At 68.4% G+C, this 18,833-nt stretch carries 15 protein-coding genes and 1 riboswitch; of the genes, 7 read left to right on the top strand and 8 right to left on the bottom strand.

The features are described 5' to 3' along the window. Positions 1–211 precede the first annotated feature (211 nt). Both cyc1 and OHN74_RS29410 read left to right on the top strand, forming a co-directional pair. Entirely contained in the window at positions 212–1,297 is a 1,086-nt protein-coding gene (gene cyc1 / locus OHN74_RS29405) for an epi-isozizaene synthase (protein ID WP_327697591.1), read from the top strand. Further along, complete coding sequence (locus OHN74_RS29410; RefSeq protein WP_327697592.1) at positions 1,294–2,664, top strand: bifunctional albaflavenone monooxygenase/terpene synthase; 1,371 nt, start codon at positions 1,294–1,296, stop codon at positions 2,662–2,664. The genes cyc1 and OHN74_RS29410 overlap by 4 nt, the downstream gene beginning before the upstream one ends. Positions 2,665–2,694: 30 nt before the next feature. On the opposite strand, the gene OHN74_RS29415 is transcribed toward OHN74_RS29410, so the two are convergent. Next, positions 2,695–3,657 (bottom strand): GlxA family transcriptional regulator, encoded by a 963-nt coding sequence (locus OHN74_RS29415; RefSeq protein WP_327697593.1) that lies wholly within the window; start codon positions 3,655–3,657, stop codon positions 2,695–2,697. A 93-nt stretch (positions 3,658–3,750) separates the two neighbouring features. Between OHN74_RS29415 and OHN74_RS29420 the strand changes: the two genes are divergently transcribed. Beyond that, positions 3,751–3,972 carry a hypothetical protein gene (locus tag OHN74_RS29420; RefSeq protein WP_327697594.1) on the top strand — a complete coding sequence of 74 codons (222 nt, stop codon included), beginning with the start codon at positions 3,751–3,753 and terminating at the stop codon, positions 3,970–3,972. On the opposite strand, the gene OHN74_RS29425 is transcribed toward OHN74_RS29420, so the two are convergent. The 7 genes from OHN74_RS29425 to OHN74_RS29455 all read right to left on the bottom strand — a co-directional run bounded on the left by OHN74_RS29425 (position 3,939) and on the right by OHN74_RS29455 (position 13,536). Further along, positions 3,939–4,382, bottom strand: a complete 444-nt coding sequence (locus tag OHN74_RS29425) for a hypothetical protein (RefSeq protein WP_327697595.1) — start codon at positions 4,380–4,382, stop codon at positions 3,939–3,941. The genes OHN74_RS29420 and OHN74_RS29425 overlap by 34 nt on opposite strands. Before the next feature lie 137 nt (positions 4,383–4,519). Further along, complete coding sequence (locus OHN74_RS29430; protein ID WP_327697596.1) at positions 4,520–6,586, bottom strand: putative Ig domain-containing protein; 2,067 nt, start codon at positions 6,584–6,586, stop codon at positions 4,520–4,522. 309 nt (positions 6,587–6,895) lie between these two features. Then, the gene (locus OHN74_RS29435) at positions 6,896–7,915 is read right to left on the bottom strand and encodes a ribonucleotide-diphosphate reductase subunit beta (RefSeq protein WP_327697597.1); all 1,020 of its coding nucleotides are present in this window, start codon (positions 7,913–7,915) and stop codon (positions 6,896–6,898) included. Beyond that, the gene (locus OHN74_RS29440) at positions 7,915–10,293 is read right to left on the bottom strand and encodes a ribonucleoside-diphosphate reductase subunit alpha (protein WP_327697598.1); all 2,379 of its coding nucleotides are present in this window, start codon (positions 10,291–10,293) and stop codon (positions 7,915–7,917) included. The genes OHN74_RS29435 and OHN74_RS29440 overlap by 1 nt, the downstream gene beginning before the upstream one ends. A gap of 126 nt (positions 10,294–10,419) precedes the next feature. After that, a riboswitch (cobalamin riboswitch) is annotated at positions 10,420–10,560 on the bottom strand. 132 nt (positions 10,561–10,692) lie between these two features. After that, entirely contained in the window at positions 10,693–12,303 is a 1,611-nt protein-coding gene (gene mctP / locus OHN74_RS29445; protein WP_327697599.1) for a monocarboxylate uptake permease MctP, read from the bottom strand. After that, the gene (locus OHN74_RS29450; protein WP_327697600.1) at positions 12,300–12,605 is read right to left on the bottom strand and encodes a DUF3311 domain-containing protein; all 306 of its coding nucleotides are present in this window, start codon (positions 12,603–12,605) and stop codon (positions 12,300–12,302) included. The genes mctP and OHN74_RS29450 overlap by 4 nt, the downstream gene beginning before the upstream one ends. A 166-nt stretch (positions 12,606–12,771) precedes the next feature. Next, the gene (locus OHN74_RS29455) at positions 12,772–13,536 is read right to left on the bottom strand and encodes a GntR family transcriptional regulator (protein ID WP_327697601.1); all 765 of its coding nucleotides are present in this window, start codon (positions 13,534–13,536) and stop codon (positions 12,772–12,774) included. Positions 13,537–13,936: 400 nt separating this feature from the next. On the opposite strand from OHN74_RS29455, the gene OHN74_RS29460 reads away from it, so the two are divergent. The 4 genes from OHN74_RS29460 (at position 13,937) to OHN74_RS29475 (ending at position 18,744) form a co-directional block, all read left to right on the top strand. Beyond that, the gene (locus OHN74_RS29460) at positions 13,937–15,220 is read left to right on the top strand and encodes an extracellular solute-binding protein (protein WP_327697602.1); all 1,284 of its coding nucleotides are present in this window, start codon (positions 13,937–13,939) and stop codon (positions 15,218–15,220) included. 120 nt (positions 15,221–15,340) lie between these two features. Beyond that, the gene (locus OHN74_RS29465; protein WP_327697603.1) at positions 15,341–16,336 is read left to right on the top strand and encodes a carbohydrate ABC transporter permease; all 996 of its coding nucleotides are present in this window, start codon (positions 15,341–15,343) and stop codon (positions 16,334–16,336) included. 23 nt (positions 16,337–16,359) lie between these two features. Beyond that, on the top strand, positions 16,360–17,220 hold the full coding sequence (locus OHN74_RS29470; RefSeq protein WP_327700326.1) for a carbohydrate ABC transporter permease: 861 nt from the start codon (positions 16,360–16,362) through the stop codon (positions 17,218–17,220). Between the two features lie 9 nt (positions 17,221–17,229). Beyond that, positions 17,230–18,744, top strand: a complete 1,515-nt coding sequence (locus OHN74_RS29475) for a glycoside hydrolase family 3 protein (RefSeq protein ID WP_327697604.1) — start codon at positions 17,230–17,232, stop codon at positions 18,742–18,744. The last annotated feature ends 89 nt before the right edge of the window (positions 18,745–18,833 follow it).

Consider the following 18,833-nt stretch of genomic DNA (forward strand, 5'->3'; position numbering starts at 1 on the left):
GATCGAAACATGGACTCAAGTACGTCTTCAGTGATCCAGAACCAGTCAGTTGAGAGGCGAATCTCGGCAGCTTGGGGTAGTGAAGGAAGCAAATCCGTTCCCAGAACGGTCAGTTGTGGTGCTGAATGGGAACTGCGGGGATACGCAACGGCGCACGCCCGGCACAGCGGGAGGGGTGTTGCGCCAACTCGCGGCTGAGAGGGGTTTGTTCGTGCCTGCTTTCCCACACAGCACCTCACCGGCGACACCAGCGGTAGCGATCCCACCTTCACTGGCCTTACCGATGATCGAGGCGGCGTTTCCCCGGCAACTGCATCCGTATTGGCCCCGACTGCAGGAGAAGACCAGGGGCTGGCTGCTGGAAAAACGCCTCATGTCGGCAGGCAAGGTCGCAGAATATGCCGACGGACTTTGCTACACCGACCTCATGGCGGGGTACTACCTCGGCGCCCCGGACGACGTACTCCAGGCGATAGCGGACTTCAGTGCCTGGTTCTTCGTCTGGGACGACCGTCACGACCGGGACATCGTGCACGGCCGGCCCGCCGCCTGGCGGCATCTCAGGGGTCGGCTCCATGCCGCGCTGGACGCACCCGGGCTGTACCTGTACCACCGGGACCCGCTGGTCGCGGGGTTCGCGGACAGTGTGCTGCGCCTGTACTCGTTCCTGGGCAGGAGGTGGAACGCCCGCTTCGCGCGGCACTTCCACGAGGTTATCGACGCGTACGACCGGGAATTCCGAAACCGCACAAACGGAACCGTGCCGAAAGTCGAGGAGTACCTAGAACTTCGGCGGCTCACCTTCGCGCACTGGATCTGGACCGATCTTCTGGAACCGAGCGCGGGATGTGAACTCCCTGCCGTGGTGAGGAAACATCCCGCATTCCATCGGGCGGCGCTGCTGAGCCAGGAATTCGCCGCCTGGTACAACGACCTCTGCTCACTCCCGAAGGAAATCGCGGGCGACGAGGTGCACAATCTCGGGATCAGTCTCATCCGGCACGAGGGGCTCACACTCGAAGAGGCCATCACGGAAGTCAGGAGCCGGGTCGAGGGGACCATTCTGGAATTCCTCTCGGTGGAACAGGAAGTGCGCAGGTTCGCCGAATCGCTCGACGACGGCAGCGCACGGGGAAAGCAGACAAGCATCGCCGTCGGCGCCTGCCTCGGCAATATGCGGAACTGGTTCAGTTCCGTCTACTGGTTCCACCACGAGTCCGGCCGCTACATGGTCGACAACTGGGACGACCGCTCCACACCCCCGTACGTCAACAACGAAGCGGCAGGTGAGAAATGACCGTCGAATCAGTACGTCCCGTGTCCCTCCACACCAGGGAGCTGCCCGATCCGCCCTTCGCGGGCGGCGGTGTCCCGCTCCTCGGCCACGGCTGGCAGCTGGTCCGCGACCCGCTGGGCTGGTTCGCCCGGCTCCGCGACCACGGCGACGTCGTACGGCTGAAACTCGGCCCCAAGACGGTGTACGCCGCCACCGCGCCGGAACTGGTCGGGGAACTCGCGCTGAACCCCGACTACATCATCGGCGGTCCGCTGTGGGAGTCCCTCGAAGGGCTGCTCGGGAAGGAGGGCGTGGCCACCGCCAACGGTCCCACCCACCGGCGTCAACGGCGCACCATCCAGCCCGCGTTCAGGCTGGACGTCCTCCCCGAGTACGGGCCGATCATGGCGGAGGAGGCGCAGGCGTTCGCCCGGCGCTGGCAGCCGGGTGAGATCATCGACTGCACCGCCGAGTCCTTCCGGATCGCCGTGCGCATCGCGGCCCGGTGTCTGCTGCGCGGCGACTACATGGACGAACGGGCCGAACGCCTGTGCGCCGCGCTCGCCACGGTGTTCCTGGGGATGTACCGGCGCATGGTGATCCCGGCGGGACCGCTCTACCGGCTTCCGCTGCCGGCCAACCTCAAATTCAACCGGGCCCTGGCCGATATGCATCTTGTCGTCGACGAGATCGTGGCCGAGCGCCGGGCATCCGGTCAAAATCCGGACGATTTGCTGACGGCGCTGCTGACGGCGAAGGACGGGAATGGCGACCCCATAGGCGAACAGGAGATCCACGACCAGGTCATCGCCATAGTCACCCCGGGCGCCGAAACCGTCGCCTCCACGATCATGTCCCTGCTCCAGGTCCTCGCCGAACAGCCGGAACACGCCGACAAGGTCGCAGAGGAGGCCGAATCGGTCGGGGGCAACCGGCCGGTAGCATTCGCGGACGTCCGCAAGCTGGCGCACACGAACAATGTCATCGTCGAGACGATGCGTTTGCAGCCGCCCGTCTGGATATTGACGCGGCGGGCGGTGGCCGAGACCGAGCTGGGCGGCTATCGGATTCCGGCCGGTGCCGATCTCGTGTACAGCCCGTACGCGATACAGCGTGATCCGCGTTCGTACGAGCGGAACACCGAGTTCGACCCCGACCGCTGGCTTCCGGAACGTGTCAAGGACCTGCCCAAGTACGCGATGACCCCGTTCGGCGTGGGCAACCGCAAGTGTCCGAGTGACCATTTCTCGATGGCCATGCTGACCATTCTCACGGCCGAGGTGGCGCGGAAGTGGCGCTTCGAACGGGTGCCCGGATCGCGCGACGCGGTCCGCGTGGGCATCACCCTGCATCCGGACCGGATGCTGCTCCGGGCGGTACCCCGCTGAAGGGGTTCGGGCGGTGGAGCAGGCGTACGTTCAGGCGGCCTCCGGGCCCTTGAACGTACGCCGGTACGCCTGCGGGGTGGTCCCCAGCGACCGTACGAACTGGTGGCGCAGCGCCGCCGCGTTGCCGAACCCGGTGCGCCAGGCGATCGCGTCCATCGTCTCGTCCGTGGCCTCCAGCAACTGCTGTGCCAGCAGCACGCGTTGCCGCAGGATCCAGCGGTAGGGCGTGGTACCGGTCTCCTGCTGGAAGCGGCGGGCGAAGGTGCGGGGCGACATGTGGGCGCGCTCGGCGAGTTGCTCGACGGTCACCTCCTCGTCGAGATGGCGCTCCATCCACACCAGCACGTCCCCGACGGTGTCGCACCGCGACCTGGGCAGGGGCCGCTCGATGTACTGGGCCTGCCCGCCGTCCCGGTGCGGCGGTACGACCATCCGGCGGGCGATGGCGTTGGCGACCTCGGGCCCGTGCTCCTGCCGTACGAGGTGCAGACAGGCGTCGATCCCGGCGGCCGTACCGGCGGAGGTGATCACCGGTCCCGCGTCGACGTACAGCACGTCCGGCTCGACCCGGGCCCTCGGATAGCGCCGGGCCAGCTCGTCGGCGTGCCGCCAGTGCACCGTGCAGCGTCGGCCGTCCAGCAGTCCCGCGGCGGCGAGCACGAAGACCCCGGAACAGACGCTGAGCACCCGCGCCCCGCGCTCCACGGCCCGCCGCAGCGCGTCCAGCAGCTCCGGCGGATACTCCCGGTCCGCATAGGTCTGCCCGGCCGGTACGGCGATCAGGTCGGCCGTCTCAAGACGCTCAAGCCCGTGTTCCGTAGCCACGGAGAAGCCCGCGTGGGTGCTCAGCGTCGGGCCCTCGGCCGAGGCGACGGCGAAGTCGTACACCGGCAGGCCCTCGTCGCTGCGGTCGAGGCCGAAGACCTCGCAGACGACGCCGAGTTCGAAGGGATGCACTCCGTCGAGCAGTACGACGGCCACGTTTTCGAGCATGCTGCCAGTGTGCCTCGGTATTGGCAGGAAATCGAGGGTGTGCGGCAGTCCTGCCACTGACGGTCAGGAGTGTTCGGCGCGAGACTAATGTCCATGAACACAGCAACGGACAGCATCGTCGGAACACTCGTCGTCGTCGCGATCTTCGTGGTCCTCGCCCTCCCGTCCCTGATCGGGCTGGCCCACGACCGGCGCATCGACCGCCAGCTCCGCGAGGCCCGGCGGACCCGCCGGGAGATCGAGCGAGTCGGCCCCAGGGCGCTCCCCGCACGGCGGCAGCGCTACTTCACCACCACCGTGACCCGCCACTCCTGAATCCCCCGGCACGAGACCTGGCCGGTCCGGGCGGCGCACAGTGGCCGCGTGGACTCCAGCCGGGTCCTGCCTGCCGATACGGCCTTGAAGGCGGCGCTCGCGTCGCCGGGTGGCAGGACGAGCCCGCTGTTGGTGGCCGTCAGGCCGGGACCGCTCAGGGTGACCGGTTTCCAGGGCCGCTCGGAGGTTCCGTCCAGGCTGATGCGGACCGTGTCGCCCACCGCCAGGCACACCGTACGGCCGCTGTCGCGGGCGCCGAGCGTTGTCACCGCCGTACAGCCCACGGGAGTCGGCGCGCTGTTGCCGCCGTCCTTGCCGCTGTCGGTCCGGTCGGCGCAGCCTGCGACGGTGAGTGCGAGGGTGAATGCCACGAGGGCGAGGGTCGTGCGGCGGCGGGTCGTTCGGCACATGGGTGGGCCTCCTCTTTCCTTCGACGTGTCACCCGCACGTCCGGATCCCACACCTGTCCCTCACGTGTCCCACGACTGACCCCACACCGGAGCCCCGGCCGCGAAGGCGGCGACCGGGGCCCGGGGTGCGGTGGTGGTCAGCTGGTCGTGACGGCGGTGTCGTCGAGGACGAAGCTGGTCTGGAGCGAGGAGTCCTCGACACCGCTGAACTTCAGGGTGACGGTGGAGCCGGCGTACGAGGACAGGTCGAAGGACTTCTGGGCGTAGCCCGAGGCGGCGTTGAGGTTCGAGTACGTCGCCAGGGTGGTCGAGCCGGCGGTGACCGTCAGCTTGTCGTAGGCGGTGCTGGTGGAGGTCTCCTTGGTGTCGACGTGCAGGTAGAAGGTGAAGGTGGCCTTGCAGCCGCTGGGCACGGTCACCGACTGGGACAGCGTGTCGGTGTGCGCGGAGCCGTAGCCGTCCAGCCAGGCGTAGTACGAGCCGGCGTGCGCCGCCTCGCTGGTGGAGTTGCCGATGACGCTGGTGGAGGCGGTCCAGGTGGTGTTGCCCGACTCGAAGCCGGGGTTGCCGAGCAGCTGGGACGAGGTGCAGGTGCTGCTGCTCGACCCGACGGTCCAGCTGAACGAGGCGGAACCGGAGGCGCCGGTGCTGTCGCTCGCGGTCACGGTGACCTGGTAGGTGCCCGCGGTGGACGCCGTACCGGAGATCAGGCCGGTCGAGCCGTTGATCGACAGCCCGGTCGGCAGACCGCTCGCGCTGTAGGTGAGGGTCGCCGACGCACTGTCGGTCGCGCTGATCTGCAGGCTGACCGCACTGCCGGTGGTGGTTGTCCGGGTGCCCGGGTTCGTGACGGTCACCGTGTTGCCCGTGCTGGTGGAGCCCGAGGTGAAGGCGGTGGTGCCGTTGGGGGTGCCCCAGCCGGTCGGACCGTCGTAGCCGGTGGCCGCGGTGCAGAAGTACGAGGTGGTGCAGGAGCCGTTGTTGCCGCTGGTGACGTCGTACAGGTTGCTCGTGTGGCTGTAGGGGTACTTCGCCGGGTAGTCACTGGAACCCGGGGTGCCGGCCAGTGCGTACACGCCCGCGATGATCGGCGCCGAGGCGCTCGTGCCACCGTAGACGGCCCAGCCGGAGCCGCCGTAGGTGTCGTAGACGGCCACACCGGTGGCGGGGTCGGCGACGGCGGAGACGTCCGACTCCATGCGCTTGGCGCACCCGGTGTCGGTCTGCCAGCTCGGCTTGGCGTCGTACGCCGAGCAGCCGGATCCGGTCCCCTCGGTGCTGCTGGTCTTCCACACGGACTCGGTCCAGCCGCGGGAGTTGGAGGACGTGGAGAGGGCGGTGCCGCCGACGGCGGTCACGTACTGGGAGGTTGCCGGGTACTCGGCGCCGTACGCGCTGTCACCCGCGCTGACCGTGATCGCGACACCGGGGTGCTTGAAGTACGAGGTGTCCTCGGTCGTCTGGGAGGACGCCTCGTCGCCGCCCCAGCTGTTGGACACGAACTTCGCGCCGAGCGCCACGGCCTCGTTCTCGGCGGTGCCGAGGTCGGAGTCGGTGGCGGAGTTGGCCTCGACGAGGATGATGCTGCAGTTGGGGCAGACGGCGCTGACCATGTCGATGTCGAGCGCCTCTTCGCCGGCCCAACCGGTGTCGTTGGTCGGCAGCGAGGTCGTCGAACCCGTCTGACTCACCTGCTTGAAGCAGCCGTTGGCCTTGGTGCAGGCGGACAGACCGTACGTCGAACGGTAAGTGGCCAGGTCCGACTCGGCGTTGGGGTCGTTGTACGCGTCGACCACGGCAACTGTCAGGCCGGAGCCGCCCGTTGAGGGGAGGTTGTAGGCGCTGTGCAGATTGGCCGGGCTGAGCCCGGAGGGCGCGGCGGCGACCGCGGCGGCCAGTCGCTGCTTGATGTCGGTCCGGCGCTGGGCGAAACAGGACACCTGGCCGGGCTTGGCGGTGGCGCAGAGATGCGTGGTCGGCACCTTCTGGCCGGCCTTGCCGGTCGAGTGGAACGTCTGCCGGTCCGGGGAGGTGAGGGCCTTGGAGTTCTGGGTGACGTGCGAGGTGGGCGCGGTCGTGTGCGCCGCGGGCGCCGCGTGTGCCGGCACCGCGACGAGTCCGGCGAGGCCGAGGGCGGCGGGTACGGCGGCGACCAGGAGTCTTCGCAGGCTCCGGCCGGGCTTACCGGTGGGTGTCTCACGCATGGGGGTACTGCCTCCGTCGTGGGAGTGGGGTTCTCGACGCTGGTGGCAGGCCTGTGACGCGCGTAGCGGCAGCAGTGCGCGTTATCGTCAGGGGCATGACACTTTGAACGGTCCGTGATGCCGTTGTGCGCATGACAGGTTGGCCAGAAAGTAGCCGGGGCCCACGAGACCGGAACAGATGCGCCGGAAGAACTTTGCCGCTCCATAGGAGGTCCATGGACGGCCGATGGACGGTCCATGGACCAGGCCCCGCGCTTCATGGTGCCGGGCTTACTCTTCGGTAAGCCCGGCACCATCAGTGACGTGGCGTCAGAAGTCCTCGTCGAGGTCGACCGTGCCCTCCACGGCCACCTGGTACGCCGACGGGCGTCGCTCGAAGAAGTTGGTCAGCTCCTGGACCCCTTGCAGCTCCATGAAGGAGAAGGGGTTCTCGGAGCCGTACACCGGGGCGAAGCCGAGGCGGGCCAGCCGCTGGTCGGCGACGCACTCCAGGTACTGGCGCATCGACTCGGTGTTCATCCCCGGCAGGCCCTCACCGCACAGGTCGCGGCCGAACTGGAGCTCCGCCTCGACCGCCTCCCGCATCATGTCGGTCACCTGCTGCTGAAGCTGCTCGTCGAACAGCTCCGGCTCCTCCTTGCGGACGGTGTCGACCACCTCGAACGCGAAGCTCATGTGCATGGTCTCGTCCCGGAAGACCCAGTTCGTGCCGGTGGCCAGGCCGTGCAGCAGACCCCGGCTGCGGAACCAGTAGACGTACGCGAAGGCCCCGTAGAAGAACAGGCCCTCGATGCACGCGGCGAAGCAGATCAGGTTGAGCAGGAACCGGCGGCGGTCGGCCTGTGTCTGCAGGCTTTCCAGCTTCTCGACCTCGTTGATCCACTTGAAGCAGAACTCCGCCTTCTCGCGGATGGACGGGATGTTCTCCACCGCGTCGAACGCAGCGGCCCTGTCCTCCGGGTCGGGGAGATACGTGTCCAGCAGCGTCAGATAGAACTGGACGTGCACGGCTTCCTCGAACAGCTGCCGGCTCAGGTAGAGCCGCGCCTCGGGGGAGTTGATGTGCTTGTACAGCGTCAGCACCAGGTTGTTGGCCACGATCGAGTCGCCCGTCGCGAAGAACGCGACCAGCCGGCCGATCATGTGCTGCTCGCCCTCGGACAGCTTCGCCAGGTCGGAGACGTCCGAGTGGAGGTCGACCTCCTCGACGGTCCAGGTGTTCTTGATGGCGTCCCGGTAGCGCTCGTAGAAGTCCGGGTAGCGCATGGGGCGGAGGGTCAGTTCGAAGCCCGGGTCGAGAAGGTTCTTTTCGGCGTGGGTGGAGCTCATTACTGGCAGGCCTCGCAGGACTCGGGGTTTTCCAGGGAGCAGGCGACGGCGTCGGGGTCGGCGGCCTGCTGGACGGGGATGGTCTTCTCGGGCTGCGCCTGGGCCTGCGCGGCACGGGCGATGCGGGTCGCCGGGCGCGAGCGCAGGTAGTACGTCGTCTTCAGGCCCGACTTCCAGGCGTACGCGTACATCGAGGAGAGCTTGCCGATGGTCGGCGTCTCCAGGAACAGGTTCAGGGACTGCGCCTGGTCGAGGAACGGCGTCCGGGCGGCGGCCATGTCGATCAGCCCGCGCTGCGGGATCTCCCACGCCGTGCGGTACAGGGCCCGTACGTCGGCCGGGATCCACGCGAAGTCCTGCACCGAGCCGTTCGACTCGCGCAGCGCCTCACGGGTGCGGGCGTCCCACACGCCGAGGTCCTTCAACTCCCGTACCAGGTACGAGTTGACCTGGAGGAACTCGCCGGACAGCGTCTCGCGCTTGAACAGGTTGGAGACCTGCGGCTCGATGCACTCGTACACCCCGGCGATCGAGGCGATGGTGGCGGTGGGCGCGATCGCCAGGAGCAGGGAGTTGCGCATCCCGGTCGCGGCGATACGTTCCCGCAGCGCCGACCAGCGCTCGGGCCAGGTCAGCTCCACGTCGTAGTGGTCGGGGTGCAGCACACCGCGGGCCGTACGGGTCTTCTCCCAGGCAGGCAGCGGGCCGTTGCGCTCGGCGAGGTCGGCGGAGGCCTCGTACGCGGCGAGCATGATCCGCTCGGCGATGCGCGTGGAGAGGGCCTTGGCCTCGGGCGAGTCGAAGGGGACGCGCAGCTTGAAGAAGACGTCCTGGAGGCCCATCGCGCCCAGACCGACCGGACGCCACCGCGAGTTGGAGCGGCCCGCCTGCTCGGTCGGGTAGAAGTTGATGTCGACGACCCGGTCGAGGAAGGTGACGGCGGTACGGACCGTCTCGTCCAGCCGCTCCCAGTCGATGTCCCCGTCGACCACGAACGCGCCGAGGTTCACGGAGCCCAGGTTGCAGACCGCGGTCTCCCCGTCGTCCGTGACCTCCAGGATCTCGGTGCACAGGTTCGAGGAGTGGACGACACTGCCGGGCTCGGCCGTCTGGTTGGCGGTGCGGTTGGCCGCGTCCTTGAAGGTCATCCAGCCCTGGCCGGTCTGCGCGAGCGTACGCATCATGCGGCCGTACAGATCACGGGCCGGGATGGTCCTGCGGGCGAGCCCGGCCTCCTCCGCCTTGCGGTAGGCAGCGTCGAACTCGTCGCCCCACAGGTCGACCAGCTCGGGCACGTCGGAGGGGGAGAACAGCGACCAGAGGGCGTCCGCGTTCACCCGGCGCATGAACTCGTCCGGGATCCAGTGCGCGAGGTTCAGGTTGTGCGTACGGCGGGCGTCCTCACCCGTGTTGTCGCGCAGCTCCAGGAACTCCTCGATGTCGGAGTGCCAGGTCTCCAGGTAGACCGCGGCCGCGCCCTTGCGCCGACCGCCCTGGTTCACGGCGGCCACGGAGGCGTCCAGCGTCTTCAGGAACGGCACGATGCCGTTGGAGTGCCCGTTGGTGCCCCGGATCAGCGAACCGCGGCTGCGGATCCGGGAGTACGACAGCCCGATGCCACCGGCGTGCTTGGAGAGGCGGGCGACCTGGTGGTAGCGGTCGTAGATGGAGTCCAGCTCGTCCAGCGGGGAGTCGAGGAGGTAGCAGGACGACATCTGGGGGTGCCGGGTACCGGAGTTGAAGAGGGTGGGGGAGGAGGGGAGGTAGTCGAGGCGGCTCATCAGCCGGTAGAGCGAGGCGACTTCGTCCAGCCCCCGAACAGTGTCGTCCTCGGCCAGCCCGCTCGCGACGCGCAGCATGAAGTGCTGGGGCGTCTCGATGACCCGGCGCGTGATCGGGTGACGCAGGAGGTACCGGCTGTGCAGGGTGCGCAGCCCGAAGTACCCGAAGCGGTCGTCGCCCTCGACGTCGATCAGGGCGTTCAGCCGGTCCGTGTGCAGCCGTACGAACTCGGCGGTGCGGTCGGCGATCAGGCCCTCCCGGTGGCCGACCGCGACCGACTCGGAGAAGGACGTGACGCCCTGCGAGGCCGCCTCCGCGGCGATGGTGACGGTCAGCAGGCGGGCGGCCAGCCGGGAGTAGGCGGGGTCCTCGGAGATGAGGCCGGCCGCGGCCTCGGTGGCCAGCTCGCGCAGCTCCGACACATCGGCCCGCGCGGACCGGCCGCGCAGCGCGGCGGCGGCGACCCGGCCGGGGTCGGCGTCGGGAAGGTCGGCGGTCAGCTCGGTCAGGATCCGCAGGAGCGCGGTACCGGGACCGTCAGTCTCCACTGGGGCCACTGGGGTCGCTGAAGCCGGTTCGGCTGGCGCGATGGTCACAGGGGGGCTCTCCCTCGCTCGGCACGGGGCCTTGCGGAGGGCAGCGGGGCACACGGACGCCTTACGGGTACGCGCGCGTCCACCGGCCCACTCCACGAGGCCCGGACGTCAGGCGCCCGGACCGGTCGGCCGGGCACACCGTCGGCAGGTCCTCGGACTGGACATGCGCACAGCCGTGCGGGAGGCACGAACGCGCACATGTACACCGTTGCGGGACAGTTCCGGATTCGCACCGGATTCCCCTGCGGCGACAGCGAGCATGAGCATACATCTTGTGTCGGGCACTGGAAGCACCCCCACATGTTGTGTCGTATCGGCGAGTTGAGTGGATTGGAGGGGTACGACAACGGGCCGCCGGATTGCTCCGGCGGCCCGCTGTCGCAAGGTTGGGGCGTCCGTTCAGTGGGCCGAGCCCGCCGTGGCAGGCGGCAGTTCCACCGCCACACCCGGGTCGCCCGCGTCAGCCGTGTAGTCCGACGGCTTCGTCTGGTCCACGCCGTCCGGGGCCTTCAGCGCCTTCAGCGCGAAGGTGAGGACCACGGTGACGACGACGTTCAGGACGAACGCCGTCAGGCCGATGTAACCGATCTCACCGATCCCGGGGATCTCCTTCGAGCTGCCGCCGAAGTGCTTCTGCGTCGGGGACGCGACCCCGTACGCCGCCAGCGTGCCGTACAGCATGCCGACCGCCCAGCCGGCCAGCAGGGCCCAGCGGTGGAACCAGCGGGTGAACAGGCCGCCGACCAGGGCCGGGAAGGTCTGCAGGATCCAGATGCCGCCCAGCAGCTGGAAGTTGATGGCGACCGTCTTGTCCATGGTCAGCACGAAGATCAGCGCGCCCACCTTCACCAGCAGCGAGACCAGCTTGGAGACCTTGGTCTCCTGCGCCGGTGTCGCGTCGGGCTTGAGGAAGTCCTTGTAGATGTTGCGGGTGAAGAGGTTCGCCGCCGCGATGGACATGATGGCCGCCGGGACGAGGGCACCGATGCCGATCGCCGCGAAGGCCACACCCGCGAACCAGGACGGGAACATGTCCTCGAAGAGCTGCGGGATCGCCAACTGGGGGTTGGTGACCTTGACCCCGGCCGCGATCGCCATGAAGCCCAGCAGCGCCAGCAGCCCGAGCATCAGGGAGTAGAGCGGCAGGATCGTGGTGTTGCGGCGGATCACCTCACGGCTCCTGGAGGACAGGGTCGCCGTGATCGAGTGCGGGTACATGAACAGCGCGAGCGCGGAACCCAGCGCCAGCGTGGCGTAGGTCCACTGGCCGGCCTCGGCGGGGATCAGGGCGCCCGCCTTGGCGGCGGTGTACTTCTCGCTCGCCGCGCCGAAGACCTCGTCGAACCCGCCCAGCTTGATCGGGATGTAGATGATCGCCACCGCGATGACGATGTAGATCAGCGTGTCCTTCACGAACGCGATCAGGGCGGGGGCCCGCAGACCCGAGGAGTACGTGTAGGCCGCCAGCACGCCGAACGCGATCAGCAGCGGGAGGTCCTTCACGAACCAGTTCGTGTTCTCGCCGCCGCCGACGCCCATCACGTCGAGGACCGCCTGGATGCCGACCAGCTGGAGCGCGATGTACGGCATGGTCGCCAGGATGCCGGTGACCGCCACCGCCAGCGACAGGCCCTTCGAGCCGAAGCGCCCGCGTACGAAGTCCGAGGTGGTGACGTATCCGTGCTTGTGGGAGACCGACCACAGCCGGGGCAGGAAGGTGAAGATCAGGGGGTACACCAGGATCGTGTACGGCACCGCGAAGAAGCCGGCCGCGCCCGCCGCGTAGATCGCCGCCGGTACGGCCACGAAGGTGTACGCCGTGTACAGGTCGCCGCCGAGCAGGAACCAGGTGACCCAGGTGCCGAACGACCGGCCGCCCAGGCCCCATTCGTCGAGGCTGTTCTCGTTCTCGGCCCTGCGCCAGCGCGAGGCCATGAAGCCGATGACCGTGACGGCCAGGAAGAAGATGATGAAGACGGCGAGTGCCACGCCGTTCACGCCGTCGTTCACGCGGACGCACCCCCGTCCTCGGCAGCCGCAGAGGCCGAAGCCGAGGTCGCTCTGCGGGCGCGCTGGTCACGCTGCCAGAGCTGGTACGCGGTCATCGTCAGCGCGGTGGAGACGAGCACCCACAGCATCTGGTACCAGTAGAAGAACGGGATGCCGATGAAGGCAGGATCCACCTTCGCGTACGAGCCCACCCACAGCATCGCGACGAAGGGTGCGAAGAGGCAGAGCCCGATGACGACGCGGATCGGAGTCACCACCGGTTGTTCCGTGACCGGTTGTCTCACTTCAGGCGCTTCTGGCATGTCAAGACTCCGTCCCCTCACCGATTCCTGTGATCGCTTGATCACTTGTGCAACGCGCAGGAATCTAGGGGACGGTTCCCTTTTACGGAACCCCGTCCGCATAACGGATAACCCCTGTTGGTGAGGGGAATGTGTCAGCGGCGACGGAACGGGTTCGCGGGCGCGGTCAGTCGAGCGGGCGCTTCAGCCTCGCCACGAACTTGTACCGGTCGCCCCGGTAGACGGATCGCACCCATTCCACCGGCTGGCCGTCCTTGTCCAGCGAGTGCCGGGACAGCATCAGCATCGGCAGGCCCACGTCGGTGCCGAGCAGACCGGCCTCGCGCGGAGTGGCCAGGGAGGTCTCGATGGTCTCCTCGGCCTCCGCGAGGTGGACGTCGTACACCTCGGCGAGGGCCGTGTAGAGGGACGTGTACTTCACGAGCGACCTGCGCAGGGCCGGGAAGCGCTTCGCGGAGAGATGGGTGGTCTCTATGGCCATCGGCTCGCCGTTCGCCATCCGCAGCCGCTCGATGCGCAGGACGCGCCCGCCCGCCGTGATGTCGAGCAGGCCGGCGAGGGCGTCGTCGGCGGTGATGTAGCCGATGTCGAGGAGCTGCGAGGTGGGTTCGAGGCCCTGGGCGCGCATGTCCTCGGTGTACGAGGTGAGTTGCAGCGCCTGGGAGACCTTCGGCTTGGCAACGAAGGTGCCCTTGCCCTGGATGCGTTCGAGCCGGCCCTCGACGACCAGTTCCTGGAGGGCCTGGCGGACGGTGGTGCGGGAGGTGTCGAACTCCGCCGCCAGTGTGCGCTCGGGCGGGACCGGGGTGCCGGGCGACTGGGTCTCCGTCATGTCGAGCAGATGCTTCTTCAGACGGTAGTACTTGGGCACGCGCGCGGTACGGACGGTAGCCCCACCCTCGTTCTCCGCACTGCTCACGTCGGTGCTCATGCTCCGCCTTCCGGGCTCCTGGTGCCGCTACGGCCGGCGTCCCCGCCGGTCCAAGTTCACATCGTGGCACGGCCGACGCCCCGATTGACCTGTGAATGGTCCCTGAGGGCCGTGCGCGCTCCGTGATCCCCTCTGTATACCTTCACGCCCCTCGCTGGTCTAGTCCACCGCAGGGAAAGCTCCGTCCAAGGTCATCTTCGGGACTCCCTGGAAGTGGTCTACCTCGTTCCGGATGGATGCGCGGGGCATTTCCGCCACCTTCTTACTTAAAGGTTCCTGCATATGTAGGTCACATAACGGCTGGTCAAAGGCGTTCCCGCACCCTTGACACGTTGTTTGGTCTGAGCCAAGCTCCGCCTACTGGTCTACACCATTGGTCCAGCTCCCAGAGGAGGTTGGCGTGAAGCGCAAGCTGATAGCCGCGATCGGTATCGCGGGCATGATGGTCTCCGTCGCGGCATGCGGGGACAGTGGCAGTGGCGGCTCGGACAACACCGGCGCCGACGCCAAGGAGCTGACCGTCTGGCTGACCGTGGACGCGCAGAACAACTGGCCCGAGCTGGTGAAGGCCGCCGACGCCGCGCTGACGAAGAAGCACCCCGGCATCAAGATCAACCACGAGTACTACGGCTGGCCCGACAAGAACGCCAAGCTCGACGCCGTCCTCGCCACGGACAAGGCCCCCGACGTGGTCGAGATGGGCAACACCGAGATGCTCGGCTACATGGTCAAGGGTGCCTTCGCCCCCCTCGACCCGGCGAAGTTCGACAACTCGGCCGCCTGGCTGGACGGCCTCAAGGCCTCCGTCACCTACGACGGCAAGACGTACGGCGTCCCCTACTACGCCGGTGGCCGCGTCGCCAACTGGCGCAAGGACGTGGCGGCTTCGGTCGGCGTCAAGTCCGTGCCGAAGACGTACGCCGAACTCACCTCCGCCCTGGACAAGATCCAGAAGAAGGAGGGCGACAAGTACAACGCCTGGTACCAGCCCACCCGCGACTGGTACGCCGCCATGTCCTTCGTGTACGACGCCGGCGGCTCGATCGCCGAGGAGTCGGGCGGCCAGTGGAAGGCGAACCTCTCCTCGCCGGAGTCCGTCAAGGGCCTCACCGAGTTCAAGAACGTCATCGACAAGTACATGCACGGCGACAAGACCAAGGACGAGTCCGACCGCTACATCGTCTACGGCCAGGGCAAGACGAGCATGATCTTCGCGGCCGCCTGGGAGGGCGCGACCGCCGAGGCGCCGGAGAACGACAAGACCGGCAAGCTCAAGGGCAACCTGGAGAACTTCGTGATGCCCGGCCCGTCCGGCAAGAACATGCCGGTCTTCCTGGGCGGTTCCGACCTCGCCGTCCCGGTGAAGTCGAAGGCGCAGAGCGTCGCCGCCGAGTGGATCAACGCCTACACCGGAGCGAGCGGCCAGAAGGGCCTGATCGCCAAGGGCAACCTGCCCAACAACAAGACCGACCTCGCCACCCTGAAGAGCGACCCGGCGACGGCGGTCCCGGCCACGGCGGCCGAGTCCAACTGGTTCGTGCCGATGGCACCGGGCTGGGGCCAGGTCGAGAAGGCCCAGATCCTGCAGACGATGCTGCAGAACATCGGCACCGGCAAGAAGACGGTCGAGGCCGCCGCGAAGGAAGCGGACGCGGCGATCGACGAGGTCATCAACGTCAAGTAGCGAGCCGAAGCGGGGCCCTGACACGGAGAGGGCCCCGCTCGCCCGTCACCTGAAGGACCTGGACGAACCTCGACGACCGCAATGACAGTACGACCTGAGGGACCGCTGAGGAGCGCGCGGATGAGTGCCGCTGAGACGACCACCCCTGCCAAGCTGCCGCCGTCGAAGCGGCACACGCCCCCGCCGCCGCCCGGCACGGACGCACCACCCGCGAGACGGACCCCGAGGGCCACCGCGGCGATCCCGTGGGCCCTGCTCGCCCCCTGTCTGCTGATCCTCGCGCTCGTCCTCGGCTATCCACTCGTCCGTCTGGTCACCCTCTCCTTCCAGAAGTTCGGGCAGTCCCAGCTGTGGGGTTTCCAGCCGGCCGAGTCGGTGGGCTTCGACAACTTCGCCAAGGTGCTCGGCGACAGCGAGTTCTGGGACGTCGTCGTCCGCACGATCGTCTTCGCCGTCGGGTGCGTGGTCCTCACGATGGTCGGCGGCATGCTGATCGCGCTGTTGCTCCAGCGGGTGAGCGGCTGGATGAAGACGCTCATCAACATCGTCCTGGTGGCCAGCTGGGGCATGCCGATCATCGTGGCGACCACCGTCTTCAAGTGGCTGTTCGACTCCGACTACGGGATCGTCAACGCGCTGCTCAGCAAGCTGCCCGGCGTCGAGCTGATCGGCCACAACTGGTTCGCGAGCGGACCGCAGGGCCTGGCCGTGATCATGCTGCTCGTGGTCTGGGGCGCGGTGCCGTTCGTGGTGATCACGCTCGGCGCGGGACTGACCCAGGTCCCGAAGGAACTGGAGGAGGCGGCCCGGCTGGACGGAGCGGGCGCCTGGGGCGTCTTCCGTTACGTCACCCTCCCCATCCTCAAGCCGATCATCGTGATGCTCACGACCCTGTCGGTCATCTGGGACATGGGTGTGTTCCCCCAGGTGTTCGTCATGCGGGGCGGCCACCCCGAGGCCGAGTTCCAGCTCCTGACCACCTACTCCTACGACCGGGCCTTCGCCGTCAACGACTACGCCCAGGGCTCGGCGATCGCCCTGCTCACCGTGGTGCTGCTGCTCGGTGTCGTCGCCGTCTACATGCGCCAGATGCTGAAGATCGGAGACGTCGAATGAGCAGCGTGACCAGCACGACCGGCATGAGCGCGGTGGCCCCCTCCGCGTCCCGGAAGTCCCGGAAGCCCCGGAAGTCGAAGGCCGGCTGGAACCTGCTCGGCCTGCTCGTCTTCCTGACGGCCGGCTTCCCCGTCTACTGGATGCTGAACACGGCGTTCAAACCGGCGAAGGACGCGATCGACCCCGACCCGAGCCTGCTCCCGACGGGCTTCACCCTCGCCAACTTCCGCCGCGCGCTGAACATCGCCGACTTCTGGGGCCCGGTCGGCCGCAGCCTCATCGTGTCCCTGACGGTGGTGGTGATCGGCATCGTCGTGGGCATGCTGGCCGCCCTCGCCATCTCGCGCTTCGCCTTCCGCGGGCGGAAGATTGTCATCGTCGGCATTTTGGCCGTGCAGATGGTCCCCCTGGTCGCGATGATCATCCCCGTGTTCCTGCTCCTCAACGACCTCGGCCAGTACGACCGGCTGACCGGCCTGATCATCACCTACCTCACCTTCATCCTTCCGTTCACGGTGTGGACCCTGCGCGGCTTCATCGTCAACATCCCGAAGGAGCTGGAGGAGGCCGCGATGGTCGACGGCTGCTCCCGCACCACCGCCTTCATCCGCGTGGTCTTCCCCCTCCTGGCCCCCGGCCTGGTCGCCACCTCGGTCTACGGCTTCATCCAGGCCTGGAACGAGTACCTCTACGCCCTGATGCTGATGAGCCAGAAGAACCAGACCGCCACCGTCTGGCTCGGCAACTTCACCACCAAGCACGGCACCGAATACGCCCCGATGATGGCCGGCTCCACGTTGATGGCCGTGCCGATCGTCGTCCTGTTCCTCCTCGTCCAGCGCAAGATGGCCGCGGGCCTGACCGCGGGCGCCGTGAAGGGATAACCCCACCCGATGACGACACTCGCCCGCCGCCAGGCTGCTTCCGGTCCTGACAAGAATGGGCTGACCCGCGACGCGCTCACCGTCCTCCAGCCCGGCTTCACCGGCACCACGGCCCCCGACTGGCTGCTCCGCCGCCTCGACGAGGGCCTCGCCTCCGTGGGCCTTTTCGGCCGCAACATCACCTCCCCCGCCCAACTGGCCGCCCTCACCGCCCAGCTGCGCGCCGAACGCGACGACGTCCTGGTCGCGATCGACGAGGAGGGCGGCGACGTCACCCGCCTGGAGGTCCACACCGGCTCCTCCTTCCCCGGCAACCACGCCCTGGGCGCGATCGACGACGTCCGGCTGACCCGGCAGGTGGCACACGAACTCGGCCACCGCCTCCGTGCCTGCGGGGTCAACCTCAACTGGGCCCCGTCGGCGGACGTCAACTCCAACCCCGCCAACCCCGTGATCGGCGTCCGCTCCTTCGGCGCCGACCCGGAGCTGGTCGCCCGCCACACCGCGGCCTACGTCACCGGTCTCCAGACTGCGGGTGTCGCCGCCTGCACGAAGCACTTCCCGGGGCACGGCGACACGTCGGTCGACTCCCACCACGCCCTCCCGCGCATCGACGCGAGCCGCTCGGTGGTCCTCGACCGCGAGCTGTCCCCGTTCCGCGCCGCGATCGCCGCCGGCACCAGGGCGGTGATGAGCGCCCACATCCTGATTCCCGCCCTGGACCCCGACCGCCCGGCCACCCTCTCCCACCCCGTCCTCACGGACCTCCTGCGCGGCGAACTGGGCTACACCGGCCTGATCGTCACCGACGGCATGGAGATGCAGGCCATCGCGGGCACCTACGGCATCGAACGCGGCAGCGTCCTAGCCATCGCCGCCGGTGCCGACGCCATCTGCGTGGGCGGCGGCCTCGCGGACGACGAGACGGTACGCCGTCTGCGCGACGCCCTGATCAAAGCCGTCCGCACCGGCGAACTCCCGGAAGAACGCCTGGCGGACGCGGCGGAACGCGTACGGACACTGGCCCGCTGGACGGCGACACCACCTCAGGAGTCCTCCGCCCCGCGGCCCGCGGACATCGGCCTCCTCGCCGCCCGACGTGCCGTCGAGACGACGTGTCCGGCGGACTCGGCCCCGTTCGAGCCCCTCCGCGAGCCCCCGTACGTGGCCGCCTTCACCCCCGTGGCGAACTTCGCCGTCGGCAACGAGACCCCGTGGGGTGTGGCAGCCGAGCTGGTACGCCTCCTGCCCGGCACCCGCACCGGCACCTTCACCGGCGAGGCCGCGGCCCTGGCGGCCCTGACCGAGGCGGGCCCGAGCCGCATCGTGGCCGTGGTCCGGGACGAACACCGCCACCCATGGATGTCGGCGGCCCTCGACACCCTCCTCACCGCCCGCCCCGACACGATCGTCGTCGAGATGGGCGTCCCCCAGTCCCCCCGCCGGGGCGCCGTCCACCTGGCAACCCACGGCGCGGCCAGAGTCTGCGGCCGGGCGGCGGCGGAGATCATCGCGGGGGAGTAGGCAGGACGACGACAAAAGCGCCGGTCCCCCTCCAGGAGAGGGGGACCGGCGCCGGCGTCATAGGGGCGCGGGGAACTGCGCGACAAGCC

It is taken from the genome of Streptomyces sp. NBC_00459 (assembly GCF_036013955.1).
Lineage (GTDB): Bacteria > Actinomycetota > Actinomycetes > Streptomycetales > Streptomycetaceae > Streptomyces.